Source organism: Mesorhizobium australafricanum, from assembly GCF_033977265.1.
GTDB lineage: Bacteria > Pseudomonadota > Alphaproteobacteria > Rhizobiales > Rhizobiaceae > Mesorhizobium > Mesorhizobium australafricanum.
Genome location: NZ_JAVIIT010000017.1, coordinates 22,045 through 46,990 on the forward strand (window position 1 = coordinate 22,045; position 24,946 = coordinate 46,990).

A 24,946-nucleotide genomic window follows, 5' to 3' on the forward strand; every position below is an offset into this window, starting at 1 on the left:
GATGACCTTGCAGCACATCGAACGAACGGCCGGTATCGGCTCGCGAGAGGGCTACGGCCTTCCCACGGAATTCCTGCGGCTGGCCGGCCGGACTTCGGCGCGGATCCTGTCACGCTATGGCGTGCTGCTGGGATTCCTTGGGCTCTGGCAGGTGGCGGCGAGCAGCGGCTGGGTCAACGCGGCCGTGCTGCCGCCGGTCGATACGATCGTCGCAGCGCTTTGGAAGGGTCTTGCCGGTGGCAGCCTGCTCGGCGATATCGCCATCAGCCTGCAGCGAGCTGGCCTTGCTTTCGCCGCCGCCGTCCTCGTCGCCATCCCGCTCGGCCTGATGATGGGCCAGGCGCGCGCCGTGGAAACGGCGCTCGACCCGATCCTGCAGCTGTTCCGTCAGACCTCGGCGCTGGCGCTCTACCCGGTTTTCATCCTGCTTCTGGGACTGGGCGAAGCCTCGAAAGTGTTCGTCATCTTCTGGGCGACGCTGTTCCCGCTGCTGCTCAACACGATCAGCGGCGTGAAGGAGGTCGACCCGAAATTGCTTGAGATGGCGCGTGTCTATGGCGCCCGGCGGCTGACGATTTTCCGCCGTGTGGTGCTGCCGGGCGCCGTGCCTTCGATCTTCGTGGGTTTAAGGCTCGGCGCCACCACCGCGCTGCTGCTCTTGATCGCCTCGGAGATGATCGGCGCCAACAAGGGCATCGGCTTCCAGGTGATGAACGCACAGTACAATTTCCAGATCCCGCTGATGTTCGCGGCGATCGTCATTCTTGCCGCGCTTGGCCTGATCGCCAACCAGGCGCTGGTCATCCTGCAGCGGCGGCTGTGCCGCTGGAGCAACCAAGTCGGCTAAGGAGCCGATCTTTCACTGTCATTCTTGAAAACTACGAACTTGAAACCACGAAAGGCCTGGCCATGAGCATCACCCGCCGTTCGCTTCTCCTGCGCGCCCCGCTTGCCGCCGGCATTCTCGCCGGCCTGCCATCGATTGCACGCTCGCAAGCCGCTTCCGTCAAAATCCGCTATCTCGCCAGCCGCGGCGGCATCTCCCCGCACGAGCTCGCCGGTGAGCTCGGCTATTTCAGAGGCCTCGGCATCGAGCTCGAAAATGTCGGCTATGTCGGCGGCGGTCCGGAGTCGCTGTTTGCGCTGGCCTCCGGCAGCGTCGATCTGGGTTCGGCAGCGACACCAGCGGTGATCAACTCGATCGCCGGCGGCAACGACTTTGTCGCGGCCTATCCAAGCAACGGCATCAACAAGGATGTGAAGAGCGTGTTCTACGTGCTCGAAGACAGCCCGATCAAATCGATCGCCGACATCGCCGGCAAGACGATCTCGGTCAACACACTCGGTGCCCATCTCGACTACACGGTGCGCGAGGCGCTGCACAGCGTCGGCCTGCCGCCGGATGCGGCCAAGCTCGTCGTGGTGCCCGGGCCGCAGCTCGAACAGACCTTGCGCTCGCAGCAGGTCGACATTGCCGGGCTGGGCTACTGGCAGGCGACCTTTGCCGGCAAACTGGTCAGCAATGGCGGCGTGCGCGGCGTCTTCAACGACACCGACGTGCTGGGCGAGATCGCCGGCGGCTTCGTTGTGCTGCGGCGCGACTTCATCGCCGCCAATCCCGATGCTGCCCGTAACTTCGTCGAGCAATCGGTGCGCGCCGCCGACTGGTCACGGCAGAATCCCGACGAGGCGCGCAAGCTGCTCGCCGACATCCTCAACAGGCGCGGCGAGAACGGCGAGCTGGCGCGTTACTGGACCGGCTTCGGCCTGCGCGAAAAGGCGGCGGTGACTGATCGCGACGTCGACTTCTGGGTGAGCATTCTCGAGCGCGACGGACGCCTGCCGAAGGGCAAGCTCAAGGCCGCCGATATCCTCTACCGCCCAGGCGAAACCAAAACCAACTGAGCATGGAGGCGCAAGCCTTGGTCACGGAACGCGGCGGCGAGGTCACGATACGCGACCTGTCGAAATCCTTCAGCCTCGGCGGGCGAAAGCTTGCCGTGCTGCGCTCGCTCAACCTCGATATCCGCTCCGGCGAATGCCTGGTCATCGTCGGTGCTAGCGGCTCAGGCAAGACAACGCTGCTGCGTATCCTTGCCGGGCTGGAGAGTGCCGACGGCGGCGCGGTCGTGATCGACGGCAGAGATGTCGAGGGCGTGGGCGAGGAGCGGGCGGTGATCTTCCAGGAGCCGCGGCTGCTGCCCTGGCTCACCGTGCTCGGCAATGTCGCCTTCGGTCTCGAAGTGCGCGGCGTCGCGAAGGCACAAGCCGAGAAGCGCGCGCGTTTCTATATCGCGCTGGTCGGCCTTGCCGAGTTCACTGACGCCTATCCCAGGCAGCTCTCGGGCGGCATGGCGCAGCGCGTCGGCATCGCGCGGGCGCTGACGGTGCAGCCCGGGATCCTGTTGCTCGACGAGCCGCTCGGCGCGCTCGACGCCATGACCAAGATTTCCATGCAGGAGGAGCTGGCACGCATCTGGAGCGAGGAAAACGTCACCATGGTCATGGTCACCCATGACCTGGAGGAGGCGATCTATCTCGCCGACCGGGTGCTGATCCTGCCCAAGGAGAAAGGCGGCGCGGCAAGGCTGATCGATGTCGACCTGCCGCGCCCGCGCGACCGCAGCGACAGCCGCTTCGTGCGTTATCGCGAGGAACTGCTGCGCGAGTTCGGCCTGCACTAAGGTTTGTTAACACACCTTAGACGGCGTTAACCGGCTGGCCGCCGCTCAGCGCATCGCGCAATTTTTGGATTTGCCGGTTCAAGGCATCGAGTTCAGCCAGTTTCATGCCTGAGCGCTCGATCAGCGTCTCGTTCAGGCAATTGCACCGGACGAGCAGGGTCCGTCCGCTTGGGGTCAGGTCGACCTGCACCTGGCGCTCGTCGGTCTGGCTGCGCTGTCGGGTGACGAGGCCGGCCTGCTCCATTCGCTTCACCAGCGGTGTGATGGTGCTCGATTCCAGGGCGAGCCGGTGCGCGATGCTGCCCACCGACATTCCGTCCGCCTCTCCCAGCGCATTGAGCACGAGATATTGCGGATAGGTGATGCCCATTTCGTCCAGCATCGGTTTGTAGGTACGATTGATTGTCATGCTGGTGGCGTAAAGCGTGAAACAGAGCTGATTGTCCAAGGGAAGAGGCACGGCACGATCCTTTTGCCGACTGAGTGCTGATTATATACCACGAAAAATGTTATCGTGGTATATAATTCTGTGGACAATCGAGCCCGATCCCGTTACGCATATCGTTATCGCGGTATTATTTATTGCGGAAATTACAAAGGAGATGGAGATGACTGAAGCTTCGCAGACCAAGATCGGCAGCGGCACGATCACCACGAAGGACGGAACGCAGATCTTCTACAAGGACTGGGGGACCGGTCAGCCGATCGTCTTCCACCATGGCTGGCCATTGAGCAGCGACGACTGGGACGCCCAGATGCTGTTCTTCCTGTCGAAGGGCTACCGCGTCATCGCGCATGACCGCCGCGGCCATGGTCGTTCGACCCAGACCGACATCGGCAACGAGATGGACACCTATGCCGCCGATGTGGCGGCGCTCGTCGCGCATCTCGACCTTAAGAACGCAATCCATGTCGGGCATTCGACCGGCGGCGGCGAGGTGGCGCGCTATGTCGCCCAATACGGTTCCGGCGGTCGCGTCGCCAAGGCCGTGCTGATCGGCGCCGTGCCGCCGATCATGCTCAAGACCGATGCCAATCCCGGCGGCTTGCCGATCGAGGTGTTCGATGGCTTCCGTTCCGCCCAAGCAGCCAACCGCGCCCAGTTCTTCCGCGACGTTCCGGCCGGTCCGTTCTACGGCTTCAATCGTCCGGGCGCGGTGGTATCGCAGGGGGTCGTCGACAATTGGTGGCGCCAGGGCATGATGGGTGGCACCAAGGCGCACTACGACTGCATCAAGGCCTTCTCTGAAACCGACTTCACCGAAGACCTGAAGAAGATCGACGTGCCGGTGCTGGTCATGCATGGCGACGACGACCAGATCGTCCCGATCGCGGACTCGGCGCTGCTTTCGATCAAGCTGCTCAAGAAGGGCGAGCTCAAGATCTACAAGGGCTTTCCGCACGGCATGGCGACGACCCATGCGGACGTCATCAACGCCGACCTTTTGGCCTTCTTCAAGGCCTGAGTCCGCCTGCCGAAAACACGAAAGCACCCGCCCAAGGGCGGGTGCTGCAAGGAGGATGAAGCACGAAATCGTCCTATCTGCTAGGGCTGTCCTGCTCGACCGGGTTTACCGAGGAGCCGCGCGAATTTGCGCCCCACCCTTGGTCGGATCTGGGTTCGCCAATCGGGGATGTCGCCCAAGGATATTCTGTTTGCAGCCTTGGCCTTCCTTGCCAGCCAGGTGACATCGACAATCGTGCTGCCGATTGCGAGCAATCGGTTCGTCAACATCTGCTCGTTGAGGATCGCCCTTGCCTTGCTCTCGAAAAAAGGCAGCGTCTCAAGTGTGAGATCGAACCCGGAATGCCATCCAGGTCCTTGCCCCGTCCCGACCCCGGTAAGCCATCCAACCAAAAACTGTCTATACGAGCGCGAGATCGGTGCGTCTTTCCGAAACGGCGCAAGCGGATCTCCGCTGAAAATCGGCGCGCTGCCGGTCACGCCGACCATCGATCCAAGCGCTTGCAAATGCCTGGGCCGCATCAGGATGAACGAGCTGCGGAGCCATGCCTGCGAGGAAGTTCCAAATACCGACACGGGCTCATTGTAGAAATCAACATGGCCGAGCACCGCGTTCAGACCCGGCAGATGCCGCACGACATTGTGGTCTATCAGCTTGAGATGGTCCGGCGTGTATTCGGCGAATGCCGACGTGGCGAGATGGACCAGATCATGGTCATTCACCCGTTTGCCCAGATAGGCAATGCCGCTGTCCCACGCGGAGAATTCCCAACTGGAGTTTGAGCCCCCGATCAATTCGACGCCGCGATCAAGGTCGGCGCGGTGGCCTTCCGGCAGTGCATTGTCGACCACAAGCATATGGTGTGACACGTCGGGCATTTGCGCGGCGAACATCGCCCTCAAATCCTGGAGCGCGGTGGGATACTTGGCGGTGCCATGACGCGCCAGCAGCGTCAGGATTCGCAACTTGGAAGGGTCTCGACCGTATCCAGGCGTCAACGCTTCTTTCCCCTAATACGCAAACTGATCCTCTTCATGGCAGCCTTGAGTGACGACCTTTGCCCGCGCGGTGAAATTTCCATATCAACCCTGCGGCGTCCCGGCCTAAGTGCATCATCGCTGGCTTTCAATTCCGCACGGACCGCGGCGAACACCGCTTTCCCGTCGGGGCCTCCCTGAGCCTCCCAGAGCTTTGCCCGATCGGCGATATCGTAAGTCGCTTCCAATTCAGCGCAGACGGCGGCAAAGGCCCGATTCCCATCCAGCCCGTCCTGTGCTTCCCAGAGCTTCACCCGATCGACGATGTCATAGACTGCCCGCAGAAGCGCTGCCGAGACAACATAGTCGGACCGGGATCTCGACTGAGCCAGCCAGAATTCTATTCGCTCCTGAGCGAAAATTTCCAGCGGTTTGCTGGTGTCGAAGAAAGAGACCCTATCTTGTACGTTGGTGTAGCGATTGGTCTTCTCGATCCATTGATAGGTATCCCGGTGAGACAGATTGTGAATGCACGCGCCTCCATCATAGGGGACATCATGGACATCTCCTTTTATGCGCCCGACCTCTTCATGAAGCGTTGAAACGAATTCGGCCGAGCCTCGGCGGAAAGCACGTATATTATAGGAAGGCCAGTAATATGCGTCTTCGTCGTGACGCCCCAGGATGTATTCGCGCTTGGGGAAGCGAAACACGCCGGCGGGATGCGAGCCGGCATTTTCCCTGACCCAATGGATGCCTTCGACGCTGAGACATTCGTCGTGGTCCAGATAGAGGATAAAATCATGGGAGCATGCGTCGTAGGCGACGAATCTCGTCTCGGTGGGCAGCGGCGACCACGGAACAGAGATGACCTTGTCGGCGTAGGCCGCTGCCACGGAAGGTGTTTTGTCCGTTGATGATTTGTCGATGACAATCAGTTCGTCGACGAAACGGAGGGAGCGGAGGCATGTCCTGAGAATCTCGCCGCTGTTGTAGGTGATGACGAAGCCGCTTATTCGAGGGTTGTTGGCGCCCATGTTCTCACCTTTGAAATCGCCAAGATCCATCCAGCATGCCTGGCATCCTTCCGCCAGCATCATGTCGAGACTTGGCGTCGAAATGGTAGCGTCCACGTGAGCACGGGAGCGAGAAAATGAATGCGACGTCGAGACCGCCATTTGCCGGCGGTTGCAGTATCACGTCGATCCGATGAGGTATGTGTCGCTCGGAACGTTTCCGATCTGGCGGCCGGTCCATGGCGGCCAATTGCGGGCAAATGCCGTTCACAGGGTCCTGCGGGATTGTGGATGGGAAACACACCATGTCGTGGTTACTCCCAACCGCGGCGCCAGGCGGGAAATGGAGGCCGGCGATCTTTTCATCGAGATGCCGCGCCGGTTTCGCAAGAAGATGGCCAGGCGCAAATGGCGTTCCGATGTCGCCACTGCCGAATTCGTCGCGGCCAGCAGGTTCCATCGTCGCGAAATCGCAAAATTTCTCGATGGCTTCAGGCCGGACGTCATCGCCCTGGAGCAATGTTGGCTGTGGCCGGCTTTGCGCGAGTACGTTGAGACATGCACGCCCGAGGCACGCTTTTCGATCGTGTACTGCTCGCAGAATGTCGAACAGGAATTGATGGCGCAAGAAGCCATGATGTCGGGCGCGGAGGTGGACCCATGGAGCGTCCAGCGCGCGGTGGAAATCGAGTCGGACCTTGCGGCAAAGGCCGACCTGGTGGTTGCCGTCAGCGAACAGGATGCCGCGTATTTTCGCAAACTCAATCCAGGCGTGGTGGTCGCCGCCAACGGCATCTGGCCGCGGGAAATGCCCGCCGGCCTCGATCACTGGGCATCGCGGCTTGCCGGCCTGCGCACGGCGCTGTTCGTGGCATCGGGCCACCCTCCCAACGCGAACGGATTTCTTGAGATGACGGCGCCGGATCTCGGCTTCCTCTCACCTGCCGAACGCATTGTGGTGGTCGGAGGCGTTGCCGGTCAGATTCAGAGCGATCCAAGATTTTTGCGAAGCGCGGACCTCAACAATGCCCGGATCGAGTTGCTCGGCGTACAGGACGGCCCGACCCTCAGCGCGTTGATCGAGTTTGCCGATGTCGTGATGCTTCCAATCGTCGACGGCGGTGGCACCAACATCAAGACGGCGGAAGCGCTGTACAATCGCAAGCCGATCGTGGCGACGTCCTTCGCGTTTCGCGGCTACGAGCATTTCCGGCACTGGCAGAATGTCCGGCTGGCGGATAATCCGGCGGATTTCCAGGACTCACTTGTGAAGGCGCTCAGGAGTGAAGCTGCCGTGCTAAAATCGACAGAGATCGAACAGCTCGATACGCTGCTCTGGACCGAGACGCTTCAAAGGCTTCCTGAGCAGTTCGCGGCTCTACCGAGGCAGCGCCGGGTGCCGGCGAACCAGGCCAATGGTTCTGGCCGCTTTATTCCTGGTCTTTTGCAGCGCCTGGGCTTGAGGAGAAAAAGCTGATCTCGCGTGCGGGGACGCACAGCAAGGCCCCGCAGGTTTAGACAATCGTCGCGGAAAGCCGCCGGATTGGAATATTCAAGGTTCCGAACCCGGCAGCGGCTCAGGCCTTGCGCGCTTCCTTCATGTTCGGCAGGAACACCGTCAGCAGGCCAAGCAGCGGCAGATACGAGCAGACCTGGAAGACGAAATCGATGCCCTTGATATCGGCGACGACGCCGAGCACCGCGGCGGCGATGCCGCCCATGCCGAAGGCAAAGCCGAAGAAGATGCCGGCGATCATGCCGACGCGGCCCGGAACCAGTTCCTGCGCGAAGACGACGATGTTGGAGAAGGCCGACGACAGGATCAGGCCGATCAGCACGGTGAGCACCATCGTCCACTCCAGATTGGCGTAGGGCAGCGCCAGCGTGAACGGCAGCACGCCGACGATCGAGAACCAGATCATCGCCTTCTGGCCGTAGCGGTCGCCGAACGGCCCGCCGAGCAGGATGCCGAGCGCCGAGGCGCCGAGGAACAGGAACAGCATCACCTGGCTCATCTGCACCGAAACCCCGAACTTATGCATGGCGTAGAAGGTGTAGTAGCTGGACAGCGAGGCGATATAGGCATTCTTGGTCAGCACCAGCAGCGTCAGCACGGCCAATGCCCACATGACCTTCCTGCGCGCGAAGGGCGACACGTGGGCGACCTGCTTGCGGGCGGCCAACGAGGCGCGCAGCCGGCTGTACCAGCCGCCGACCTGCCACAAAACGATGATGCCGATCAGTGAGCCGACGGCGAACCAGGAAATGCTGGTCTGCCCGAACGGCACGACGATGAAGGCGGCGAGCAACGGGCCCATCGCCTGGCCGAAATTGCCGCCGACCTGGAACAGCGATTGCGCCAGGCCGAAGCGGCCGCCCGAGGCAAAGCGGGCTATGCGCGATGATTCCGGATGGAAGATCGCCGAGCCGATGCCGATCAGCGAGGCGCCGATCAGGAGCAGCCAGTAATGGCCGGCGTGAGCGAGCACCACCAGGCCGACCAGCGACGAGGCCATGCCCCAGGGCAAGGAATAGGGCATCGGCCGCTTGTCGGTGATCATGCCGATCACCGGCTGCAGCAGCGAGGCCGTCACCTGGAAGGTGAAGGTCAGAAGGCCGATCTGCCAGAAATCGAGACCGTAATTGTCCTTGAGCAGCGGATAGATCGCCGAAAGCAGCGACTGCATGATGTCGTTGACGCAATGGCAGAAGCTCACCGCAAGAATGACGGTGAAGGCCGTCGCTTGCGCCGAGATGTTGCTTGCCGGCGCCGGTGCGGCGACGGAGGTGGCGGTCGTATCAGTCAAGGCAATGCTCCGTAGTCTTCTCGCGGCGAACCGCAGCCGGCCTTATAGCCCTGTTGCCAAGCGACTTCTTTCGTGGTTTGGTCCAATAGTTTCGCAAGTGGGCCACATCCGATGCCAAATAGCCGGGAGATCTTCAGGGGCGACGCCGCCGAGCTCGGCCGGCTGCATGAAAGCCGCTGGCAATGGCTGGAACAGGCTGTCGGGCCGGCGGTGGCGCTGCCGACGGAATGTCCGGACGGCTATCACGTGCCGCAGCACCGCCACAGCCGCAGCCAGCTTTTGCATGCCCTTGTGGGCGTGGTCCTGGTCACGACGAAGCACGGGCGCTGGATGGTGCCGCCCGACCATGCGATGTGGATACCGGCCGGCACCGAGCACTCGGTCGAGATGCTGGGCGACGTTTCGATGCGTTCGGTCTATGTCATGCCGGATGCCATTGCCGGCCTGCCGGAAGGTTTGCGCGTCGTCGGCATCACCGAGCTGATGCACAGCCTGATCGTTGAATCGGAGAAGCTGCCGCAGGGCGGCGAGCTCGAAGGGCGCGCGGCACTTGTCATGGGGCTTTTGCTGCACGAGATCCCGAACCTGCCGGAACGGCCGCTCGGCCTGCCTTTCCCGTCCGATCCGAAGCTCGCGGCGCTCTGCCGGCGTTTCGTGGCGGCCCCTTCGCCGCATGCGACGATCGACGAATGGGCGGATGCCGCCGGCATGAGCCGGCGCTCCTTCACCCGCGCCTTCCATCGCCAGACGCGGCTGTCGCTCTCGACCTGGCGACAGCAGGCATGCCTGTTCGCGGCGCTGCCGAGGCTCACCGACGGCGAGCCGATCACCAGGGTGGCGCTCGATCTCGGCTATGACAGCGTGCCGGCCTTCATCACCATGTTCAAGCGCATGCTCGGGACCTCGCCGCGCGGCTATATGCGCGGCGCGCGCGATGCCGGCGAGAACCCGCGGCGCACAGGCGGTCCGATCGCCGCGTGAAACCGCGCCGGCGGCATTGAGCCGATGCGTCGGCTGCCGGTCTGGCTCCATTTGCCGAATACCGATTGCAAATTGCAATCAGTTGTGCTCTTTTCGGAAAGGTAAGTTCGGAGGAACCCTGGTGGCGACGATCGTCTATGCCATGCTGACATCGCTGGATGGCTACATTGCCGGGCCGACCGGAGACATCGACCTGCCGGTTCCGGAAGAAGAATTGCATCAGCATTTCAACGACGAGATGCGGCGGACATCGATCGCGCTCTGCGGGCGCAGGATGTATGAAACCATGCGCTTCTGGGACAGCCCCGAACGCGAGATTGCCGCTGAAGAAGTCGAGCGGGATTTTGCCCGCGCTTGGCGGGAAACGCCGAAGATCGTGTTTTCAACCACGCTTCGAGAGGTTGGGCCGAATGCCCGCCTGGTGAAGGGCGGCGCGGAGGCGGTGGCAAGGTCGCTCAAGGCGGAAACGGATGGCGAGATTTCCGTCTCCGGCGCCGAGCTTGCCGGGCACCTTGCGCGCGCCGGCCTGATCGACGAGTACCGGCTCTATATGCATCCGGTCGTGTTGGGCGGTGGCAAGCCGTATTTCCGCTCCGGCCTGTCACTGGCGTTGAAGCCGCTCGGCACGGAGCGGCTTGCGCAAGGTGTCACGCTGCTGCGTTACGCACCTGCGGGAAATTAATGCATGTCGCCCAGAAGTGTACGCGGTTCTGGGACAACGACATGCATAAAACAAGGACTTAAAGCGCGGCGCCTGAATCCGTTTCAGCGCGACGCGCTTTAGTCGAACAGGCTCGACACCGACTCTTCGGTCGCGGTGCGCGAGATCGCTTCGCCCATCAGATCGGCGATCGAAATGACGCGAATGTTCGGCGCGTCGAGCACGGCCTGGCTCGGCTGGATGGAATCGGTGATCACCAGCTCCTGCAGCTTCGAGCCGGCGATGCGCGCCACCGCGCCGCCCGACAGCACGCCATGAGTGATATAGGCGGTGACGCTTGTGGCGCCGTTGGCGAGCAGCGCGTCGGCCGCGTTGCACAGCGTGCCGCCGGAATCGACGATGTCGTCGATCAAGAGGCAGTCCTTGCCGGCGACGGCGCCGATGATGTTCATGACTTCGGATTCGCCTGGGCGCTCGCGGCGCTTGTCGACGATGGCGAGTTGCGCGTCGAAGCGCTTGGCCAGCGCACGCGCCCGCACCACGCCGCCGATATCGGGCGACACGACGACGACATTGCCGAGCTGCTTGTACTTGGCTTTCACGTCGCGGGCCATCACTGGCACCGAGAACAGATTATCGGTCGGGATGTCGAAGAAACCCTGGATCTGGCCGGCATGGAGATCAAGCGTCAGCACGCGGTCGGCGCCGGCGCGGGTGATCATGTTGGCGACCAGCTTGGCCGAGATCGGCGTGCGGCCGGAGGCGCGGCGGTCCTGCCTTGCATAGCCGAAATAGGGGATGACCGCCGTGATGCGCCGGGCCGAGGAGCGCATGAAGGCGTCCATCATGATGAGCAGTTCCATCAGATGGTCGTTTGTCGGATAAGAGGTCGACTGCAGGATGAAGACATCCTCGCCGCGCACGTTTTCCTGGATCTCGACGAAGATTTCCTGATCGGCGAAGCGCCGGACGCTGGCCTTACCCAGCGGGACGTTGAGATAGCGAGCGACCGCTTCGGCCAGCACCCGGTTGGAATTGCCCGCGAAAAGCTTCATACACCGTTCCTGGCGAAGGATGGAGAGGCCGGAGAGACTCTCATGAGCCTTTTATGCGGGCTTTTAGCGGCCCGCGCCGGTATTGCAAGCCTCGTTGTGGGGAATCCTTCCGGCGACCGCAACAAACGTTGAAAACATCGCAAGCCGGCAACAGTTTGGCCGGCAACAGTTTGGCCGGCAACAGTTCGGCCGGCAATCGTTGGGTCAACCGGCGCGGCCGCTGCCGAGCCATGCGGCGAACTGGTCGATCGTCTGGTCGGCAATGGCCTGCATGGTCGCGGGTGCCACCGTGGGCCAGCCCTCGCCGGAGCCGACCGCAGCCGCCTTCTGCTGGCCATTGATGCGGTGCAGGCGATTTCCGGAGGGGTCGTAAATATCCCAGACGTAAATGACAGTGGTGTCCTTGCCTTCGGACATTGTCGAAAAATAGCCTTTCAGCACATGCGTCGCCGTCTGGTCCGTGCTGCCGACAAGCGTCAGGCCGCGCTGCTTGGCACGGGTCTGCAGTTCCGCCGTCAAGGGCGCCGCTGCGTCCACGGATGCGCCGACGATCGGCGCCACCTGCAGCCGCGTCCTGGCCAGGACGGCGGTCTGGGTGGCGGGTGTCGCGGACGCCGCCGCCGTCGCAGGGGCGGTCGAAGGGGCCGGCGCGGTCGTGGTCGGAGACGCGGCAGCCGTCGATGTGCCCTGCGTGGCGGGCAAAGACTGGGCCGAACTTGCCGGCGGAGTAATGGCCGAAGGTTCCAGAACGTCCTTGGCGTTGGTGCAGGCGCCAAGCGCCAGCACCGCAAGCAATGACACGGTCGTCACCTGCGATCGTCTCATTGCCTGAAAACTCCCTACTGGCGAACGCCCCCGCGTGAACCAACCATTATGGATTCACTGTACGATCAAGTCGAGATCATGGCGCGACAGCGGCTTCGGCGCCGATTCCGTGGTGAGGTAGGTGCGGCCGAGCGTCATTGCGGTCTCGGTCTCGGAGTCCATGATGATCATATGCGCGAACAGCGTCATATTGGGCGCGATCGGTTCCGGGTTGCCCTGATAGAACATCGGCATGTCCATCCAGGACGGCGTGAAGCGCGCGCCGACCGAGTAGCCGCAGGCGTTCAGCCGGTGCTTGGTGAGATTGTGCGCCTCGAGCGTGCGGGCATGCGCGTCGAAGACGTCGCCGAAGGTGTTGCCCGGCGTCATCGCCTTTTCGACCGCGAGCAGGGCGGCGCGGGAAGCGTCGAACAGCTCCTGATGGCGTTTCGACGCTTTGCCGGTCAAAACGGTGCGCATCATCGGGGCATGATAGTGATGGAAGACGCCGGCCCATTCGAGCGTCAGCTGGTCGTTCTTGGTGAGCTTGCGGCGGCCGGCCTTGTAGCGGCAGAGCAGGGCATCGGCGCCAGAGCCGATAATGTACTCGTTGGCGGGATAGTCGCCGCCGCCGGCAAAGACAGCGCCCTGCATGGCGGCGAGGATGAGCCCTTCGTCACCGCCCTGCTTGATCAGCGGCAAAGCGGCATCCAGCGCGTCGTCGGAAAGATTGGCGGCCTTTTCCGCCTTGGCGACCTCGGCCGGGCTTTTGAACAGGCGCAGCCGGCCGACGATGCCGGAAGCATCGGCGATCTGGCCGAAGGTCTGCAACTGCTCATCCAGGCGGCGGCCGTTGTAGGCGGTCAGGCCATGGGTGTCATATTCGACACCGATGCGGGCGCCGAGCAGATCGAGGTCGTTGAGCAGGTTGCGCAGGTCGATCGCCGGATTGGCGCCCTGACGATCGGTCCACAGCATGATGTTTTCGATGGTCGAGGTGTGACGCGCCTGCCTCAGATCGGCGGAACGGGTGAGCAGCACCATCGAGCCGTCGGCCTTCACCACAAGGCACTGGAAGAAGCAGAAGCCGAATGTGTCGTAGCCGGTCAGCCAGTACATGCTCTCCTGCGCGAACAGGAGCACGGCGTCGAGCTTCTTTTCGGCCATTTCGATCAGCAGCCGGTCGCGCCGCGCGTCGAATTCTGAACGTTCGAAATGCAGCGCCATTACTCTTTCTCCAGAACGATTGCTGAAACCTGGCGCCCGTAATCCGCTTCCTTGCGGTGTGTGGTGCGCCGGTAGGAATAGAAAAGATCTTCTTCCGCGTAGGTGCAGCGGCCAAGGCCCTCGGCGGTCACGCCGGCCTTGCGCAGCCGATCGACCGTATATTGATTGAGGTCGAACATCGAGTGGCCGGGGGTCTTCGATGGCCTGAAATAGCGGGCATTGCCGGCGTCGGCCTCGACGAAGCGGGCGACGAATTCCGGCCCGACCTCGTAATTGTCGGGGCCGATGGAGGGGCCGAGCACCGCGACGATCCGCTCGCGGCTGGCGCCGAGACCTTCCATGGCGGTGACGGTGTTTTCAAGCACGCCGGTGAAGGCACCCTTCCAGCCGGCATGGGCGGCGCCGATGATGCGGGCCTCGGCATCGGCGAAGAGAACCGGCCCGCAATCGGCGGTCGAGGCGCCGATGGCGATGCCCGGACGGTCGGTGACGATGGCATCGGCCTTTGGGCGAGGGCCTGCGAAGGCTTGCCTGGCGACGACGACATCGGGCGAGTGGATCTGGTGCGCGGTCAGCAGATAATCCGGCGGCACGCCCATCCAGTCGGCAACGCGTCGCCGGTTCTCGGCGACCAGCATTTGATCGTCACTGGAGCCCGTGCCGACGTTGAGGCCCCGATAGATACCGTCGGAGACGCCGCCGATACGGGTGAAATAGCCGTGGCGTATGCCTTGCGCCTTTTCAAGGAGCGGCGAGCGTACTGGATCGGGTCTGGTCTGACTCAGCATGGTTGGGTTTGTCGTCCGTGCGGGGCGGTTTCGTCAAGGCGAAGTTCGGACGACCAAGAGGGCCAGGCGGCGGAACCCGCCAACCAGGCTCAGGCGGCTCTCGCTGCCGGCAGGACCTTCATCACCTTGAACAGCTCACCCATCGCGTCGGGACCGGCCAGGCGTTCGACCGCGTCCGAAATGGCTTGACGTGTCTTGGCATCGGCATCGGCGCCCAGCGTGCCGGCACGCTCGATCAGGCCCATGCCAAGCAGGAATTCGCCCTGCGTCGACAATTGCGCACCGAGCCCGTGAGCGCCCGCCATATCGGCAAGAGGAGCGAAATCGACATGGGCGGTGAGATCGGCTTCACCTGGATTGGCCAGCACGTCTTCATGCCGATGCCGGCGCAAGGCCTGCAACGTGTCGCCGATGCCCGGCCGCAAATGGCCGTAGTCGATGAAGAGGCCCGCGCCGCCCTGGGCAGCGATGTGCCCTGCGATCACCGACATCAATGCCACACGGGCTGGTGCCACTTCGGCGATCGCGCCTTCGGGCGCATCGGAGGCATCCTCGGGCAACAGCGTGGGGTCTAGCGAGCCCGCGCCGGCAAAGAAGCGCAGGTCGTCATTGTCGTCGAGGCCGACCATGCGCTCGCGCCAGCTTTCACCGACATGCACGAACTGCCGGATCGGCACCGCGTCGAAGAGTTCGTTGCCGACGATGAACAGCGGTTGCCGCGGCAGCGTGCCGATGGTCTGGTGCCAATCCAACTTCGCGTCCCGGCCGGCAAGCGTCTCTTTCTGGATTTCGACTAGGCGGCGGCTGGTCTCGATCATGGCAAAGGATGCGTCGGCGACGAGCGCGGGGTCGAGCCGCGACCATGTCCGCAGCATGTCCTTCATCAGCGTGCCGCGGCCCGGTCCGATCTCGGCAAAGGTTACGGGCAACGGCCGGCCGGCACCTTGCCAGGCCTGGTAAAGCCAGACAGCGACGAGCTCGCCGAACATCTGGCTGATCTCCGGCGCGGTGATGAAGTCGCCGGCGGCGCCGAAGGGCTCGCGCGTCGTGTAATAGCCGGCGTCGGGGTCGAACAGGCAAAGCGCCATATACTCGCTGACCGGGATCGGCCCCGTCGCGCCGATCAGGCCAACGATGCGCTCTTTCAGCGGGGTCATGCCGCTTGCGGCTGTGTCACCGGCTTGGCCGTGACCATGGCCCAGACACCCGCCAGTACCATCGGCGTGGACAGGATCATGCCCATCGTCAGCCAGCCGGTGCCGAGCAGGTAGCCGAGCTGCTGGTCGGGTTCGCGGAAGAACTCGACGAAGATGCGCGACAGGCCGTAGCCGCAGATGAAAGCGCCGCCGACGAAGCGCGGCGTCTTCAGCTTCAGGCGCGAATGGGTGAGGAAGCGCAGCACCAGAAATAGCACGAGGCCTTCGAGCAGTGCCTCATAGAGCTGGCTTGGATGGCGGGTGAACGGGCCGCCATTGGGGAATTCGATCGCCCAGGGCACGTTCGAGGGCCGGCCCCACAGTTCCGAGTTGATGAAGTTGGCGACGCGCACCAGGCCGAGCCCGACGGGTACGCCGGCCGACACCACGTCGAACAGCGTCCAGGTAGGGATGCGGCGTTTGATCGAAAACAAGGTCATGGCGAGGATGACGCCGAGCAGGCCGCCGTGAAACGACATGCCGCCCTGCCAGACAGCAAAAATGTCGAGCGGATGCGCGATGTAACGCGGCAGGTCGTAGAACAGCACATAGCCGGTGCGTCCGCCGAGCACGACGCCGATGGCCGCCCAGACGATGAAATCGTCGAGGTCCTCGGGCTTCATCGGCAGATTGCCGTCCGGCCAGAGATGCGGGTTGGTAACCAGGCGCTTGGCGTACCACCAGGCAAAGAGGATGCCGACGATATAGCCGACGCCGTACCAGTGCACCGCCAGCGGCCCGATGTTGACGATGACCGGATCGATGTTGGGGAAGGGCAGGGAGGCAAGCGGCAGCAGGAAATATTCGCTCAAAATGGGGTCCCTTGGCGGTCACGATTGGGCGCGGACCATGCGGCAGGGTTTTGGCGCGGTCAAGGCAAGGCGATTGTTGTTCTGACCGGCACGGCGAGCGGTCTCAAACCTGAGGCTTGCCGGCGACAATTTGCCTTAAAGCGTCGTTGATCCTGTCCTGCCAGCCGGGACCATCTTCCTGGAAATGGTCCAGCACAGCTCGATCGATCCTTATCGAAACAAGCTCTCTGACGTTCGGCGCCGCCGCGACCTCGCGAATTGGGGCCGCTGGTTTTTTGACTGGCTTGAAGGCGGCTTCCGCGGCAGCCATCGGGTTGGTCGGTCGGCGCGGGGGCGTTGCCATCGGTTGATCCTGACTGAAGAGTACGGAAACAATACACACCACAGTAGGCGATTTGGCGTCCTGAAGTACAGGTCGGGGCGATGTGATAGCTTCGTTCAGGCACGGCGCCGCCATGCGCCATAGCAACGCAGACGAGGCATCGAACCTCAACGTTCTTGCATTCCGCGTCACGCCCCACTACGTCAAATCAAGCAAGCGAGGATTTGCCATGTCGACCGGACCGAACCGCATTCTCGACGAATTCGCCAAGATCATGACCGATGCGGCGGGTGCCGCGCAGGGCGTGCGGCGTGAGGTGGAGACGGCGTTCCGGGCGCAGGCCGAGCGCATGCTCAACTCCATGGAAATCGTACAGCGCGAAGAATTCGAGGCCGTGCGCGAGATGGCGGTCAAGGCGCGGGAAGACAACATCCAGTTGGCGACGCGCGTCGAGGCGCTCGAGGCCAGGCTCGTCGAACTGACCGGCCAGGCCGCACCTGCGGGTGCCGCGAAGCCCCGCGCAAAAAAATAATCGTTAAACTTTTCCACATAGCGCGATCCGAAAAATCGCTTTGCCGTGAATCGCTTATCGGCATTGCATGAATCTTTGTGACAGCGGCTTTCCACATGCGAATGACGCAGTGCGAAAAATTGGGCTGTTCACGCGACTCCCGATCAATAGACTGAATTCGTTGCATGATTCGAAGCAGGGTCATGCGCCGGGCGGTGGGGTCCGGTTGGGGTCTTCGCGTTGGAAAGTCCTGACCGTCCGAGTTCTAGACAAGATTGTTCGTCGTGTGTGCCCCGCGGAGCGTGTGGCGCTCCCCTGAACACAGGAAGCATTCATGGAACTCCTCGAACTCGAATTCTCCCGCGAAATCCACCCGGTGGATGTCATCGAGCAGGTGGCCCACAACAACGACTGGTCCTTCGAACGCGCCGGTGACGACGAGATTTCGATTTCGGTGGCCGGGAGCTGGACCGACTATCACGTCTCCTTTTCCTGGATGGAGGATTTCGAGGCGCTGCATCTGGCCTGTGCCTTCGACATCAAGGTGCCGGAGACGCGCGCGCTCGAAGTGATGCGGCTCTTGTCGCTGATCAACGAACAGATGCTGTTCGGTCATTTCGATCTCTGGGAGCAGGAAGGCGCGATCATGTTCAGGCAATCGCTGCTGCTTGCCGGCGGGGTCGAGCCGTCGAGCCAGCAGGTCGAGGTGCTTTTGTCATCGGCGCTCGAAGCCTGCGAATGCTATTTCCAGGCCTTCCAGTTCGTCGTCTGGTCGGGTACATCGGCCAAGGACGCGCTGTCCAGCGTGCTCTTTGAGACCCATGGAAACGCCTGAACCAAGCCGATATTTTCGATGAGTTCCAGCAGCGAGCGCAAGCCCGAGATCAGCTTCGCCGATTTCGACCGTGTCGACATCCGTGCCGGCACGATCATCGAGGCCGAGGCGTTTCCGGAGGCCCGCAAGCCGGCAATCAAGCTGAAGATCGATTTCGGTCCGGTGATCGGGGTGAAGAAATCGTCGGCGCAGATCACCAAATACTACGCGCCGGAATCGCTGATCGGCCGCCAGGTCTTTGCGGTGGTCAATTTCCCGCCGCGCCAGATCGGTCCGTTTATGTCGGAAGTGCTGACGCTCGGCTTTCCGGATGAAGAGGGCGCGGTGGTGCTCGGCGCCATCGAGCGCAAAGTGCCGGATGGCGGGCGGCTTTTTTAGGTAAGCTCGGCCTGACCGAAGCCGCGGTGCGCCCTGGCCGCCGGGTTTGGCACGCCGCCGGCTTGTGCGGAATTTCCCAGCGCTTCGTCGACCACATCGAGGAACATTTCGGCGCAGGCCTTCCAACTGTAGCGCATCGCGCGCTGGCGCGCCTCCGCGCGGTCGACATGAAGCGCCTTGAGCGCGGCTTCGCCCAGATTCTCCGACACGGCCCCGCCGACGCCGTCGCCGACGATGTCGATCGGTCCGGTCACCGGATAGGCGGCGACGGGCGTTCCGCTGGCCAGCGCCTCGATGATGACGTTGCCGAACGTGTCGGTGCGGCTCGGGAACACGAAGACATCGGCCGATGCGTAGATCTCGGCCAGTTCGTCGTTCGGGCGATGGCCGAGGAAATACGCCTTCGGATAGCGCGCCTTGAGCTTCGCCAGTTCCGGCCCTTCGCCGACAAGGATCTTGCTGCCGGGCAGGTCGAGGTCGAGGAAGGCGGTCAGGTTCTTTTCGATCGCGATGCGGCCGACGCACAGGAAAACCGGGTGGGGAAATTCGGTTTCCTTGCGCTTGTCCGGCCGGAAATGATCTGTATCGACGCCGCGTGTCCAGGGCCTCAGCTTGTTGAAGCCGCGCGCCGCGAGATCGTCCGCCAGCGATTGCGTCGCCACCAGCGTGCCCTGTCCGGAATTGTGGAAGTCGCGCAGCCAGTTATAGGCCCAGCTCTCCGGCACCGGCAGGCGGGCGCTGAGATATTCGGGAAAGCGCGTGTGGTAGCTGGTGGTGAAGGGGCGGCCTGCCCTGCGGCAATAGCGGCGCGCCATGATGCCGAGCGGACCCTCGGTGACGATGTGGATATGGTCGGCCTTGGTCGCCTCGATAAGGTGCGCGACATGGCCCGGCGTCGTCAGCGCGAGCCGGATGTCGGGATAGGTCGGCATCGGCAAGGTGCGAAACAGGTTGGGCGTCAGGAAATCGAGCTCGACGTCGAAGGGTTTCAGCGCCTCGGTGAGGCGTTCCAGCGTGTGCACCACGCCATTGACTTGCGGCCGCCACGCGTCGGTGACCATCAGGATACGCATGGCGATCCCGATGCGCATGACGGCCCTTTGCCGCAATAGTTCCTGAGCGCGCCGGCGCGGTGCCGGAACGGCAGCCAGGCAGCAGCTCGCGCCTCGCTCCAGCGCACCCTGGCAGGGGCTGGATCGAAGCGGGGCGGCAGGGCCGAATCAACAGAGGTCGCGCGCTTCATGCGCGCTCTTGACCATGATTTCATGACGGGCGGATGAAGCTGTTTTTTGATTGAGCATGATCTTGTCCGAAAACCGGTTTCCACTTTTCGGGATCATGCTCTGGCTAAGCGGGGACCTTTATCACGGCGCGCAAGCCGCCGAGCGGGCTGTCCTCGAGGCTGATGTCGCCGCCGTGGCTGCGGGCGATGTCGCGGGCGATCGACAGGCCGAGCCCGGTGCCGCTGGCATCGAGGTTGCGCGCCTCGTCGAGCCGCAGGAAAGGCTTGAACACCTCTTCACGCTTGTCGGGGGCGATGCCCGGGCCGTTGTCGTCGATGGTGACGGTGAGCGAGCCGCGGCCGTGGCTGGCGTGGACCTCGACGGTCTTGGCATAGCGGAAAGCATTGCCGATGACATTCGAAAGCAAACGGGCAAAGGCGTTCGGCCGCACATGCACGGTCGGATCGCCGGTCAGCGTCGTCGTGAGCTTGCAGCGGCGCAATTGCGCTTCCTCGCCGAGCTTCTGGAAGTAGGTCTCGAGGTCGAAGCGGCCGGTGTCCTCCTCGGCCTCGCCGCGGGCAAACGAGAGATAGCCTTCCAGCATCGACTGCATGTCGTCGATGTCCTGGTTGAGCGCGGCCTTGGTCTCCGACTTGCCGCCGGCCAGCGCGAGCTGCAGCTTGAAGCGGGTGAGGATGGTCCTGAGGTCGTGGCTGACACCGGTCAGCATGGCGGTGCGCTGCTCGATCTGGCGCTCGATGCGCTCACGCATCTGGATGAAGGCGAAGCCGGCGCGGCGGACTTCCTCGGCGCCGCGCGGGCGGAAATCGCGCGGCATCGGCCGGCCCTTGCCGAAACTTTCGGCGGCCTCGGCGAGCGTCAGGATCGGCCTTATCTGGTTGCGCAGGAAGGGGATGGCGATCATCAAAAGCACCAGCGAGGTGCCGACCATCCAGATCAGGAAGATGTGGGTGTTCGAGGCATAGGCCTGGCTGCGCCGTACGAAGACGCGCAGCACCTTGCCTTCAAGTTGGACGCGAACCTCGACGACGTTGGAGTTGCCGACCGTGTCGATCCAGAACGGGCGGTTGATCTGCTTTGTGATCTCCGACGACAGGGCCTCGTCGAGGATCGAGAAGAACGGTTTCGGGCCGGGCGGCGGCAGCGGATCAGGCGGCAGCAGATCCACCTTCAACTGCATGCGGTCCTGGGCGATGCGGATGATGTTGGCGTAATCGGCGTCGTGCGGATAAGTCTCCATCATGTCGATGACGGCCGCTATGTCGGCGATGGTCGCTTGCGACAGGCGCTGGGTGACCGTCTGCCAGTGGCGCTCCATGAAGACGAAGGCGACCACCGACTGCAGCAGGATCATCGGCGCGATCACGATGATCAGCGAGCGGGCGTAGAGCCGCTTCGGCATGTAGAGCGCGACCCGGCGCCAGAACCGGTTCCAGGCGCGCGGCATCGCCCTCAGCGTCCGCAGTGCGAAATCGCCAGGGCCGCCCTTGGGCTTTTCCAGTTGCGTGGTCGCCATTCGCCCTTCCGCTCGTCGATGGCCTGTTCAGCAAAGGGCCTTCGACGGTAACTTATTCGACGCTGAGCCGATACCCAATACCGCGCACCGTCTGCAGCCACACCGGATTGGACGGATCGCGCTCGATCTTGCGGCGCAGCCGGTTGATCTGCACGTCGATGGTGCGCTCGCCGACATCCGATTCATCGCCCACCAGCTCATGGCGCGGTATGGTCTCGCCCGCTCGCGCGGCGAAGATCGCGAGGATCTCCTGCTCGCGGTCGGTCAGCTTAAGCGCCTCGCCGCCGCGCTTCAATTCGCGCTTGGCGATCTGGAAGGTGTAGGGCCCGAACACCAGCTGTTCGACCTTCGGTGTCGCCGCCGGGCCGCCACGGCGCAGGATGTTGTTGATGCGCAGGATCAGCTCGCGCGGATCGAACGGTTTCGGCAGGTAATCATCGGCGCCGGCTTCCAGCCCGGTGATGCGGCTGTCGGTCTCGGACAGCGCCGTCAGCATCAGGATCGGCACGTTCTTCTCGGCCCGCAGCGCCTTGGTGAGGTCGACGCCGGTTTCGCCCGGCATCATGACATCGAGCACCAAAAGATCGAAGTCGAGGCCGGCGAGCTTGCGCCTGGCCTCACCGGAATTGCCGGCGACGGTGACGCGAAAGCCGTTCTCGGACAGATATTGCTTGAGCAGGTTGCGGATACGCGTGTCGTCATCGACAACCAGAAGGTGCGGCGCGTCATCGTCGGGCGCGGCCGGATGATCAACCTTCTCAATGGTCTCCATGGTTCTTCCCCGATGTTTGCGCAGGCACAATGTCGATCTGCGCTCTTAGTTCCGGATTGACCATCGCTTCCAGGAATCGCTCGATCGTAACGCGTTCGGTGGCTCCGGAATCCTCCAATGCCGCACGGATGCGGCGCGACTGTGGCCGCGCCAGCGCCAAGGCCAGGGCGCGGCCCTTGGCGGTCGGGTAGAGCTCGCGCTGCCGGCGGTCGCGCGGACCCTGCACCTGGACGATATGGTCGGTATCGATGAGCTGCTTCAAAACTCGCGCAAGGCTCTGCTTGGTGATCTTCAGCACATCGAGCAGCTCGGCGACGGTAAGGCCCGGCCTGCGGTTGACGAAGTGCAGCACACGATGATGGGCGCGGCCGAAGCCGTAATCGGCGAGAATCTGGTCCGGGTCGGAGGTGAAATCGCGATAGGCGAAGAAAAACAGTTCGATGATGGCGAAGTCGATACCGTCCTCATCGGTGATGGCCGTCCTGATCGGTTTTCCGGCTGCGGGGCTCGTCATCATTTCTCCATGCGAGGCGTAATTATGTCAGTACTATTGACGTAATTTCCGGGCAATGATAATTTTTGACAAGCTTTTCGGCGGATTGCGAACGAAAAGGCAAGAGGAAGCCGTTTTTCCGGAACTTCCTGAGTTTGCCACGGATTGAATATCCGCCTACGCTTTCAAGCACTGGCCAGCGTTTCGGATCCTGTGGCGGGGCCGGCACGAAAGACTATATGACGCAACGATTTGCGGGCGGCCGCCCGCGGGAGGTTTCCATGGCATCCGTTCCCTTCGATCAATTGGACGGCTTCATCTGGATGAACGGCGAGTTCGTCAAATGGGCCGACGCCAAGATCCATGTGCTGACCCATGGCCTGCACTATGCCAGCGCCGTCTTCGAGGGCGAGCGCGCCTATGGCGGCCAGATATTCAAGCTGACCGAGCATAATGAGCGTCTGCATGAATCGGCACGCCTCTTGGGCTTCAAGATTCCCTATCCGGTCGCCGAGATCGACGAGGCCTGCCGCACGCTTTTGAAGAAACAGGGTTTTCAGGACGCCTATGTGCGTCCGATCGCCTGGCGCGGCAGCGAGCAGATGGGCGTCTCGGCGCAGAACAACCGCATCAATTGCGCCATCGCCATCTGGCAGTGGCCGAGCTATTTCGACCCGGCGCAGAAACTCAAGGGTATCCGCCTCGATGTCGCCGAATGGCGCCGGCCCGATCCGCGCACCGCGCCCTCCAAGTCGAAGGCCGCCGGCCTCTACATGATCTGCACGCTGTCCAAGCATGCCGCCGAGGCCAAGGGCTATGCCGACGCCATGATGCTCGACTGGCGTGGCCAGGTGGCGGAAGCCACGGGCGCCAACATCTTCTTCGTCAAGGACGGCAAGATTCATACGCCGACGCCCGACTGCTTCCTCGACGGCATAACCCGCCGCACGGTGATCGGCCTGGCGAAGGATCGCGGTTTCGAAGTGATCGAGCGCGTCATCATGCCGGAGGACCTCGAAGGTTTCGAGCAGTGTTTCCTCACCGGGACGGCCGCCGAAGTAACGCCGGTTTCGGAAATCGGGCCATACCGATTCGAGGTCGGCGAGATCGCCAAGACGCTGATGAACGACTATTCGGCTGCGGTGCAACCAAAGCACGCCATCGCCGCAGAATAGCGATAGTCACAGCTTTTTTGTGCAATAGGGGCGGTTTTGCAGCCGCCCTTTTTATTTAAGCTTTCACGCATTTGACTTTCGAACGGTTCGGCGTCTCATGATGGTGTCGGCCCGAGGAGGCTGGCGGCTATGGAGGGACCAATTACATGGATACGAACACGATTGTTGCGATCGTTGTACAGGTGATTGCGGGTGTTATCGGCGGCCAGGCGGTAGGTGTGGCACTGAAGCAGGCGGCGATGGGCCAGCTCACCAAAATTCTCGGCGGCGCGATCGGCGGCGTCGGTGGCGCAGCCATCCTCGGCAGCCTGCTCGGCGCCGATCCGGCGGCAGCCGCGGGAGCGGCGGGAAGCGCGATCGACTTGAAGAACATCCTTGGCGGCGCCGGCGGCGGCGCGATCCTGACCGGCATCATCGGCGCGGTCATGGGCGCGATGAAGAAGTAAGGCCTGTCACTTCAGGCTTCAAAATGGGCGGCTTCGGCCGCCCATTTCCTTTCGCGGACTATTCGTGTCAGCCGACGGTGGACGCGGCCGGCCATGGCCTCTACATCAGGGCGACATCGCGAAAGGAAAGCCATGGGTCAGCTCAATGCCGGCATCGTGCCGGTCACGCCCTTCCAGCAGAATTGCACCATTCTCTTCGACATGGACGACAAGAACGGCGTCGTCGTCGATCCCGGCGGCGATGTCGACAAGATACTGTCGGTGCTGAAGGACAATGCCATCAACGCCGGCGCGATCTGGATCACGCACGGTCATATCGACCATGCCGGCGGCGCGATGGAGCTGAAGGAGGCGCTCGGCATCGACATCATCGGCCCGCACGAGGCCGACAAGATGTTGCTCGACAACCTTGAGAACCAGGGCCGGCGCTATGGCATCGCCGGCGTGCGCAACTGCGTGCCGGACCGTTTCCTCACCGAAGGCGAGACGGTGTCCTTCGGCAATCACGTGTTCGAGGTGCTGCATTGCCCGGGGCATGCGCCGGGCCACGTGGTCTACTACAATCGCGCGGCCAAATTCGCGCATGTCGGCGACGTGCTGTTTCGCGGCTCGATCGGGCGCACCGATCTGCCCGGCGGCGACCACGCCGCGCTGATCGCCTCGATCAAGGATAAGCTTCTGCCGCTTGGCGACGATATCGGTTTCATCTGCGGCCATGGCCCGGGCAGCCGTTTTGGCGACGAGCGGCGGACCAATCCGTTTTTGACTTGACCTAAAGCG

Annotated in this window: 28 protein-coding genes; 13 read left to right on the forward strand and 15 right to left on the reverse strand. The window is 62.8% G+C overall.

The features are described 5' to 3' along the window. Window position 1 precedes the first annotated feature (1 nt). The 3 genes from RFM98_RS25540 to RFM98_RS25550 all read left to right on the forward strand — a co-directional run bounded on the left by RFM98_RS25540 (window position 2) and on the right by RFM98_RS25550 (window position 2,684). The gene (locus RFM98_RS25540; protein ID WP_320311394.1) at window positions 2–847 is read left to right on the forward strand and encodes an ABC transporter permease; all 846 of its coding nucleotides are present in this window, start codon (window positions 2–4) and stop codon (window positions 845–847) included. A 62-nt stretch (window positions 848–909) separates the two neighbouring features. Then, complete coding sequence (locus RFM98_RS25545; RefSeq protein ID WP_320311395.1) at window positions 910–1,905, forward strand: ABC transporter substrate-binding protein; 996 nt, start codon at window positions 910–912, stop codon at window positions 1,903–1,905. A 17-nt stretch (window positions 1,906–1,922) separates the two neighbouring features. Further along, window positions 1,923–2,684 carry an ABC transporter ATP-binding protein gene (locus RFM98_RS25550; RefSeq protein ID WP_430682347.1) on the forward strand — a complete coding sequence of 254 codons (762 nt, stop codon included), beginning with the start codon at window positions 1,923–1,925 and terminating at the stop codon, window positions 2,682–2,684. 16 nt (window positions 2,685–2,700) lie between these two features. Here RFM98_RS25550 and RFM98_RS25555 read toward each other — a convergent pair whose 3' ends face one another. Continuing rightward, window positions 2,701–3,144 carry a MarR family winged helix-turn-helix transcriptional regulator gene (locus RFM98_RS25555; RefSeq protein ID WP_320311397.1) on the reverse strand — a complete coding sequence of 148 codons (444 nt, stop codon included), beginning with the start codon at window positions 3,142–3,144 and terminating at the stop codon, window positions 2,701–2,703. A gap of 148 nt (window positions 3,145–3,292) precedes the next feature. Between RFM98_RS25555 and RFM98_RS25560 the strand changes: the two genes are divergently transcribed. Continuing rightward, the gene (locus RFM98_RS25560) at window positions 3,293–4,150 is read left to right on the forward strand and encodes an alpha/beta fold hydrolase (protein ID WP_320311398.1); all 858 of its coding nucleotides are present in this window, start codon (window positions 3,293–3,295) and stop codon (window positions 4,148–4,150) included. 80 nt (window positions 4,151–4,230) lie between these two features. Here the strand turns inward: RFM98_RS25560 and RFM98_RS25565 are convergent, their stop codons facing one another. Continuing rightward, window positions 4,231–5,148 (reverse strand): hypothetical protein, encoded by a 918-nt coding sequence (locus RFM98_RS25565; protein ID WP_320311399.1) that lies wholly within the window; start codon window positions 5,146–5,148, stop codon window positions 4,231–4,233. Beyond that, window positions 5,145–6,194 (reverse strand): glycosyltransferase, encoded by a 1,050-nt coding sequence (locus tag RFM98_RS25570; RefSeq protein ID WP_320311400.1) that lies wholly within the window; start codon window positions 6,192–6,194, stop codon window positions 5,145–5,147. The genes RFM98_RS25565 and RFM98_RS25570 overlap by 4 nt, the downstream gene beginning before the upstream one ends. Before the next feature lie 259 nt (window positions 6,195–6,453). Here RFM98_RS25570 and RFM98_RS25575 point away from each other — a divergent pair, with 259 nt between their 5' ends. Further along, window positions 6,454–7,620, forward strand: a complete 1,167-nt coding sequence (locus RFM98_RS25575; RefSeq protein WP_430682348.1) for a glycosyltransferase — start codon at window positions 6,454–6,456, stop codon at window positions 7,618–7,620. A gap of 100 nt (window positions 7,621–7,720) precedes the next feature. Here RFM98_RS25575 and RFM98_RS25580 read toward each other — a convergent pair whose 3' ends face one another. Then, window positions 7,721–8,950: an MFS transporter gene (locus RFM98_RS25580; RefSeq protein WP_320311402.1), complete on the reverse strand. Its 1,230-nt coding sequence runs from the start codon at window positions 8,948–8,950 to the stop codon at window positions 7,721–7,723. Window positions 8,951–9,061: 111 nt separating this feature from the next. Here RFM98_RS25580 and RFM98_RS25585 point away from each other — a divergent pair, with 111 nt between their 5' ends. Next, complete coding sequence (locus RFM98_RS25585; RefSeq protein WP_320311403.1) at window positions 9,062–9,931, forward strand: AraC family transcriptional regulator; 870 nt, start codon at window positions 9,062–9,064, stop codon at window positions 9,929–9,931. A 121-nt stretch (window positions 9,932–10,052) separates the two neighbouring features. After that, complete coding sequence (locus RFM98_RS25590) at window positions 10,053–10,613, forward strand: dihydrofolate reductase family protein (RefSeq protein WP_320311404.1); 561 nt, start codon at window positions 10,053–10,055, stop codon at window positions 10,611–10,613. 98 nt (window positions 10,614–10,711) lie between these two features. Here the strand turns inward: RFM98_RS25590 and RFM98_RS25595 are convergent, their stop codons facing one another. The 7 genes from RFM98_RS25595 to RFM98_RS25625 all read right to left on the reverse strand — a co-directional run bounded on the left by RFM98_RS25595 (window position 10,712) and on the right by RFM98_RS25625 (window position 16,817). Then, entirely contained in the window at window positions 10,712–11,647 is a 936-nt protein-coding gene (locus tag RFM98_RS25595) for a ribose-phosphate pyrophosphokinase (RefSeq protein ID WP_095817296.1), read from the reverse strand. A 204-nt stretch (window positions 11,648–11,851) separates the two neighbouring features. Further along, window positions 11,852–12,472, reverse strand: coding sequence for a hypothetical protein (locus RFM98_RS25600; RefSeq protein WP_320311405.1), 621 nt, complete (start codon window positions 12,470–12,472; stop codon window positions 11,852–11,854). A gap of 54 nt (window positions 12,473–12,526) precedes the next feature. Further along, complete coding sequence (locus RFM98_RS25605) at window positions 12,527–13,678, reverse strand: M24 family metallopeptidase (RefSeq protein WP_320311406.1); 1,152 nt, start codon at window positions 13,676–13,678, stop codon at window positions 12,527–12,529. Then, on the reverse strand, window positions 13,678–14,466 hold the full coding sequence (gene pgeF, locus RFM98_RS25610) for a peptidoglycan editing factor PgeF (protein WP_320311407.1): 789 nt from the start codon (window positions 14,464–14,466) through the stop codon (window positions 13,678–13,680). The genes RFM98_RS25605 and pgeF overlap by 1 nt, the downstream gene beginning before the upstream one ends. A gap of 89 nt (window positions 14,467–14,555) precedes the next feature. Beyond that, window positions 14,556–15,623, reverse strand: a complete 1,068-nt coding sequence (locus RFM98_RS25615; RefSeq protein ID WP_320311408.1) for a class I SAM-dependent methyltransferase — start codon at window positions 15,621–15,623, stop codon at window positions 14,556–14,558. Continuing rightward, window positions 15,620–16,474 (reverse strand): prolipoprotein diacylglyceryl transferase, encoded by an 855-nt coding sequence (gene lgt, locus RFM98_RS25620; protein ID WP_320311409.1) that lies wholly within the window; start codon window positions 16,472–16,474, stop codon window positions 15,620–15,622. The genes RFM98_RS25615 and lgt overlap by 4 nt, the downstream gene beginning before the upstream one ends. 103 nt (window positions 16,475–16,577) lie before the next feature. After that, window positions 16,578–16,817, reverse strand: coding sequence for a BrnA antitoxin family protein (locus RFM98_RS25625; protein ID WP_320311410.1), 240 nt, complete (start codon window positions 16,815–16,817; stop codon window positions 16,578–16,580). Window positions 16,818–17,025: 208 nt separating this feature from the next. Here RFM98_RS25625 and RFM98_RS25630 point away from each other — a divergent pair, with 208 nt between their 5' ends. The 3 genes from RFM98_RS25630 to RFM98_RS25640 all read left to right on the forward strand — a co-directional run bounded on the left by RFM98_RS25630 (window position 17,026) and on the right by RFM98_RS25640 (window position 18,520). Continuing rightward, a complete protein-coding gene (locus RFM98_RS25630) occupies window positions 17,026–17,328 on the forward strand; it encodes an accessory factor UbiK family protein (protein WP_320311411.1) in 303 nt (100 codons plus the stop codon). Window positions 17,329–17,641: 313 nt separating this feature from the next. Continuing rightward, entirely contained in the window at window positions 17,642–18,142 is a 501-nt protein-coding gene (locus tag RFM98_RS25635) for a type III secretion system chaperone family protein (protein ID WP_040989643.1), read from the forward strand. Between the two features lie 18 nt (window positions 18,143–18,160). Beyond that, complete coding sequence (locus RFM98_RS25640) at window positions 18,161–18,520, forward strand: tRNA-binding protein (RefSeq protein WP_320311412.1); 360 nt, start codon at window positions 18,161–18,163, stop codon at window positions 18,518–18,520. On the opposite strand, the gene RFM98_RS25645 is transcribed toward RFM98_RS25640, so the two are convergent. The 4 genes from RFM98_RS25645 to RFM98_RS25660 form a co-directional block, all read right to left on the reverse strand. Continuing rightward, window positions 18,517–19,593, reverse strand: a complete 1,077-nt coding sequence (locus RFM98_RS25645; protein ID WP_320311479.1) for a glycosyltransferase family 4 protein — start codon at window positions 19,591–19,593, stop codon at window positions 18,517–18,519. The two genes, RFM98_RS25640 and RFM98_RS25645, sit on opposite strands and share 4 nt — an antisense overlap. A 274-nt stretch (window positions 19,594–19,867) precedes the next feature. Further along, complete coding sequence (locus RFM98_RS25650) at window positions 19,868–21,280, reverse strand: ATP-binding protein (protein ID WP_320311413.1); 1,413 nt, start codon at window positions 21,278–21,280, stop codon at window positions 19,868–19,870. A 52-nt stretch (window positions 21,281–21,332) separates the two neighbouring features. Further along, window positions 21,333–22,052, reverse strand: coding sequence for a response regulator (locus RFM98_RS25655; protein WP_040989639.1), 720 nt, complete (start codon window positions 22,050–22,052; stop codon window positions 21,333–21,335). Then, window positions 22,039–22,569 (reverse strand): MarR family winged helix-turn-helix transcriptional regulator, encoded by a 531-nt coding sequence (locus RFM98_RS25660; protein WP_430681725.1) that lies wholly within the window; start codon window positions 22,567–22,569, stop codon window positions 22,039–22,041. Before RFM98_RS25660 ends, RFM98_RS25655 begins: the two co-directional genes overlap by 14 nt. 257 nt (window positions 22,570–22,826) lie before the next feature. On the opposite strand from RFM98_RS25660, the gene RFM98_RS25665 reads away from it, so the two are divergent. From RFM98_RS25665 to RFM98_RS25675, 3 genes are all read left to right on the forward strand, one after another. Next, window positions 22,827–23,720, forward strand: a complete 894-nt coding sequence (locus RFM98_RS25665; RefSeq protein ID WP_320311414.1) for a branched-chain amino acid aminotransferase — start codon at window positions 22,827–22,829, stop codon at window positions 23,718–23,720. A 146-nt stretch (window positions 23,721–23,866) separates the two neighbouring features. After that, window positions 23,867–24,166, forward strand: coding sequence for a hypothetical protein (locus RFM98_RS25670; protein WP_320311415.1), 300 nt, complete (start codon window positions 23,867–23,869; stop codon window positions 24,164–24,166). A gap of 132 nt (window positions 24,167–24,298) precedes the next feature. Further along, on the forward strand, window positions 24,299–24,937 hold the full coding sequence (locus RFM98_RS25675; RefSeq protein WP_320311416.1) for an MBL fold metallo-hydrolase: 639 nt from the start codon (window positions 24,299–24,301) through the stop codon (window positions 24,935–24,937). Window positions 24,938–24,946 lie beyond the last annotated feature (9 nt).

What these genes read in the sequence shown, in the direction of transcription:
- RFM98_RS25630 (WP_320311411.1), top strand. Translation starts at nt 17,026, where the DNA reads ATGTCGACCGGACCGAACCGCATTCTCGACGAATTCGCCAAGATCATG.
- RFM98_RS25645 (WP_320311479.1), bottom strand. Translation starts at nt 19,593, where the DNA reads ATGCGTATCCTGATGGTCACCGACGCGTGGCGGCCGCAAGTCAATGGC.
- pgeF (WP_320311407.1), bottom strand. Translation starts at nt 14,466, where the DNA reads ATGCTGAGTCAGACCAGACCCGATCCAGTACGCTCGCCGCTCCTTGAA.
- RFM98_RS25545 (WP_320311395.1), top strand. Translation starts at nt 910, where the DNA reads ATGAGCATCACCCGCCGTTCGCTTCTCCTGCGCGCCCCGCTTGCCGCC.
- RFM98_RS25650 (WP_320311413.1), bottom strand. Translation starts at nt 21,280, where the DNA reads ATGGCGACCACGCAACTGGAAAAGCCCAAGGGCGGCCCTGGCGATTTC.
- RFM98_RS25635 (WP_040989643.1), top strand. Translation starts at nt 17,642, where the DNA reads ATGGAACTCCTCGAACTCGAATTCTCCCGCGAAATCCACCCGGTGGAT.
- RFM98_RS25615 (WP_320311408.1), bottom strand. Translation starts at nt 15,623, where the DNA reads ATGACCCCGCTGAAAGAGCGCATCGTTGGCCTGATCGGCGCGACGGGG.
- RFM98_RS25595 (WP_095817296.1), bottom strand. Translation starts at nt 11,647, where the DNA reads ATGAAGCTTTTCGCGGGCAATTCCAACCGGGTGCTGGCCGAAGCGGTC.
- RFM98_RS25625 (WP_320311410.1), bottom strand. Translation starts at nt 16,817, where the DNA reads ATGGCAACGCCCCCGCGCCGACCGACCAACCCGATGGCTGCCGCGGAA.
- RFM98_RS25600 (WP_320311405.1), bottom strand. Translation starts at nt 12,472, where the DNA reads ATGAGACGATCGCAGGTGACGACCGTGTCATTGCTTGCGGTGCTGGCG.
- RFM98_RS25540 (WP_320311394.1), top strand. Translation starts at nt 2, where the DNA reads ATGACCTTGCAGCACATCGAACGAACGGCCGGTATCGGCTCGCGAGAG.
- RFM98_RS25655 (WP_040989639.1), bottom strand. Translation starts at nt 22,052, where the DNA reads ATGGAGACCATTGAGAAGGTTGATCATCCGGCCGCGCCCGACGATGAC.
- RFM98_RS25670 (WP_320311415.1), top strand. Translation starts at nt 23,867, where the DNA reads ATGGATACGAACACGATTGTTGCGATCGTTGTACAGGTGATTGCGGGT.
- RFM98_RS25585 (WP_320311403.1), top strand. Translation starts at nt 9,062, where the DNA reads ATGCCAAATAGCCGGGAGATCTTCAGGGGCGACGCCGCCGAGCTCGGC.
- RFM98_RS25640 (WP_320311412.1), top strand. Translation starts at nt 18,161, where the DNA reads ATGAGTTCCAGCAGCGAGCGCAAGCCCGAGATCAGCTTCGCCGATTTC.
- RFM98_RS25560 (WP_320311398.1), top strand. Translation starts at nt 3,293, where the DNA reads ATGACTGAAGCTTCGCAGACCAAGATCGGCAGCGGCACGATCACCACG.
- RFM98_RS25570 (WP_320311400.1), bottom strand. Translation starts at nt 6,194, where the DNA reads ATGGATCTTGGCGATTTCAAAGGTGAGAACATGGGCGCCAACAACCCT.
- RFM98_RS25675 (WP_320311416.1), top strand. Translation starts at nt 24,299, where the DNA reads ATGGGTCAGCTCAATGCCGGCATCGTGCCGGTCACGCCCTTCCAGCAG.
- RFM98_RS25660 (WP_430681725.1), bottom strand. Translation starts at nt 22,569, where the DNA reads ATGATGACGAGCCCCGCAGCCGGAAAACCGATCAGGACGGCCATCACC.
- RFM98_RS25605 (WP_320311406.1), bottom strand. Translation starts at nt 13,678, where the DNA reads ATGGCGCTGCATTTCGAACGTTCAGAATTCGACGCGCGGCGCGACCGG.
- RFM98_RS25665 (WP_320311414.1), top strand. Translation starts at nt 22,827, where the DNA reads ATGGCATCCGTTCCCTTCGATCAATTGGACGGCTTCATCTGGATGAAC.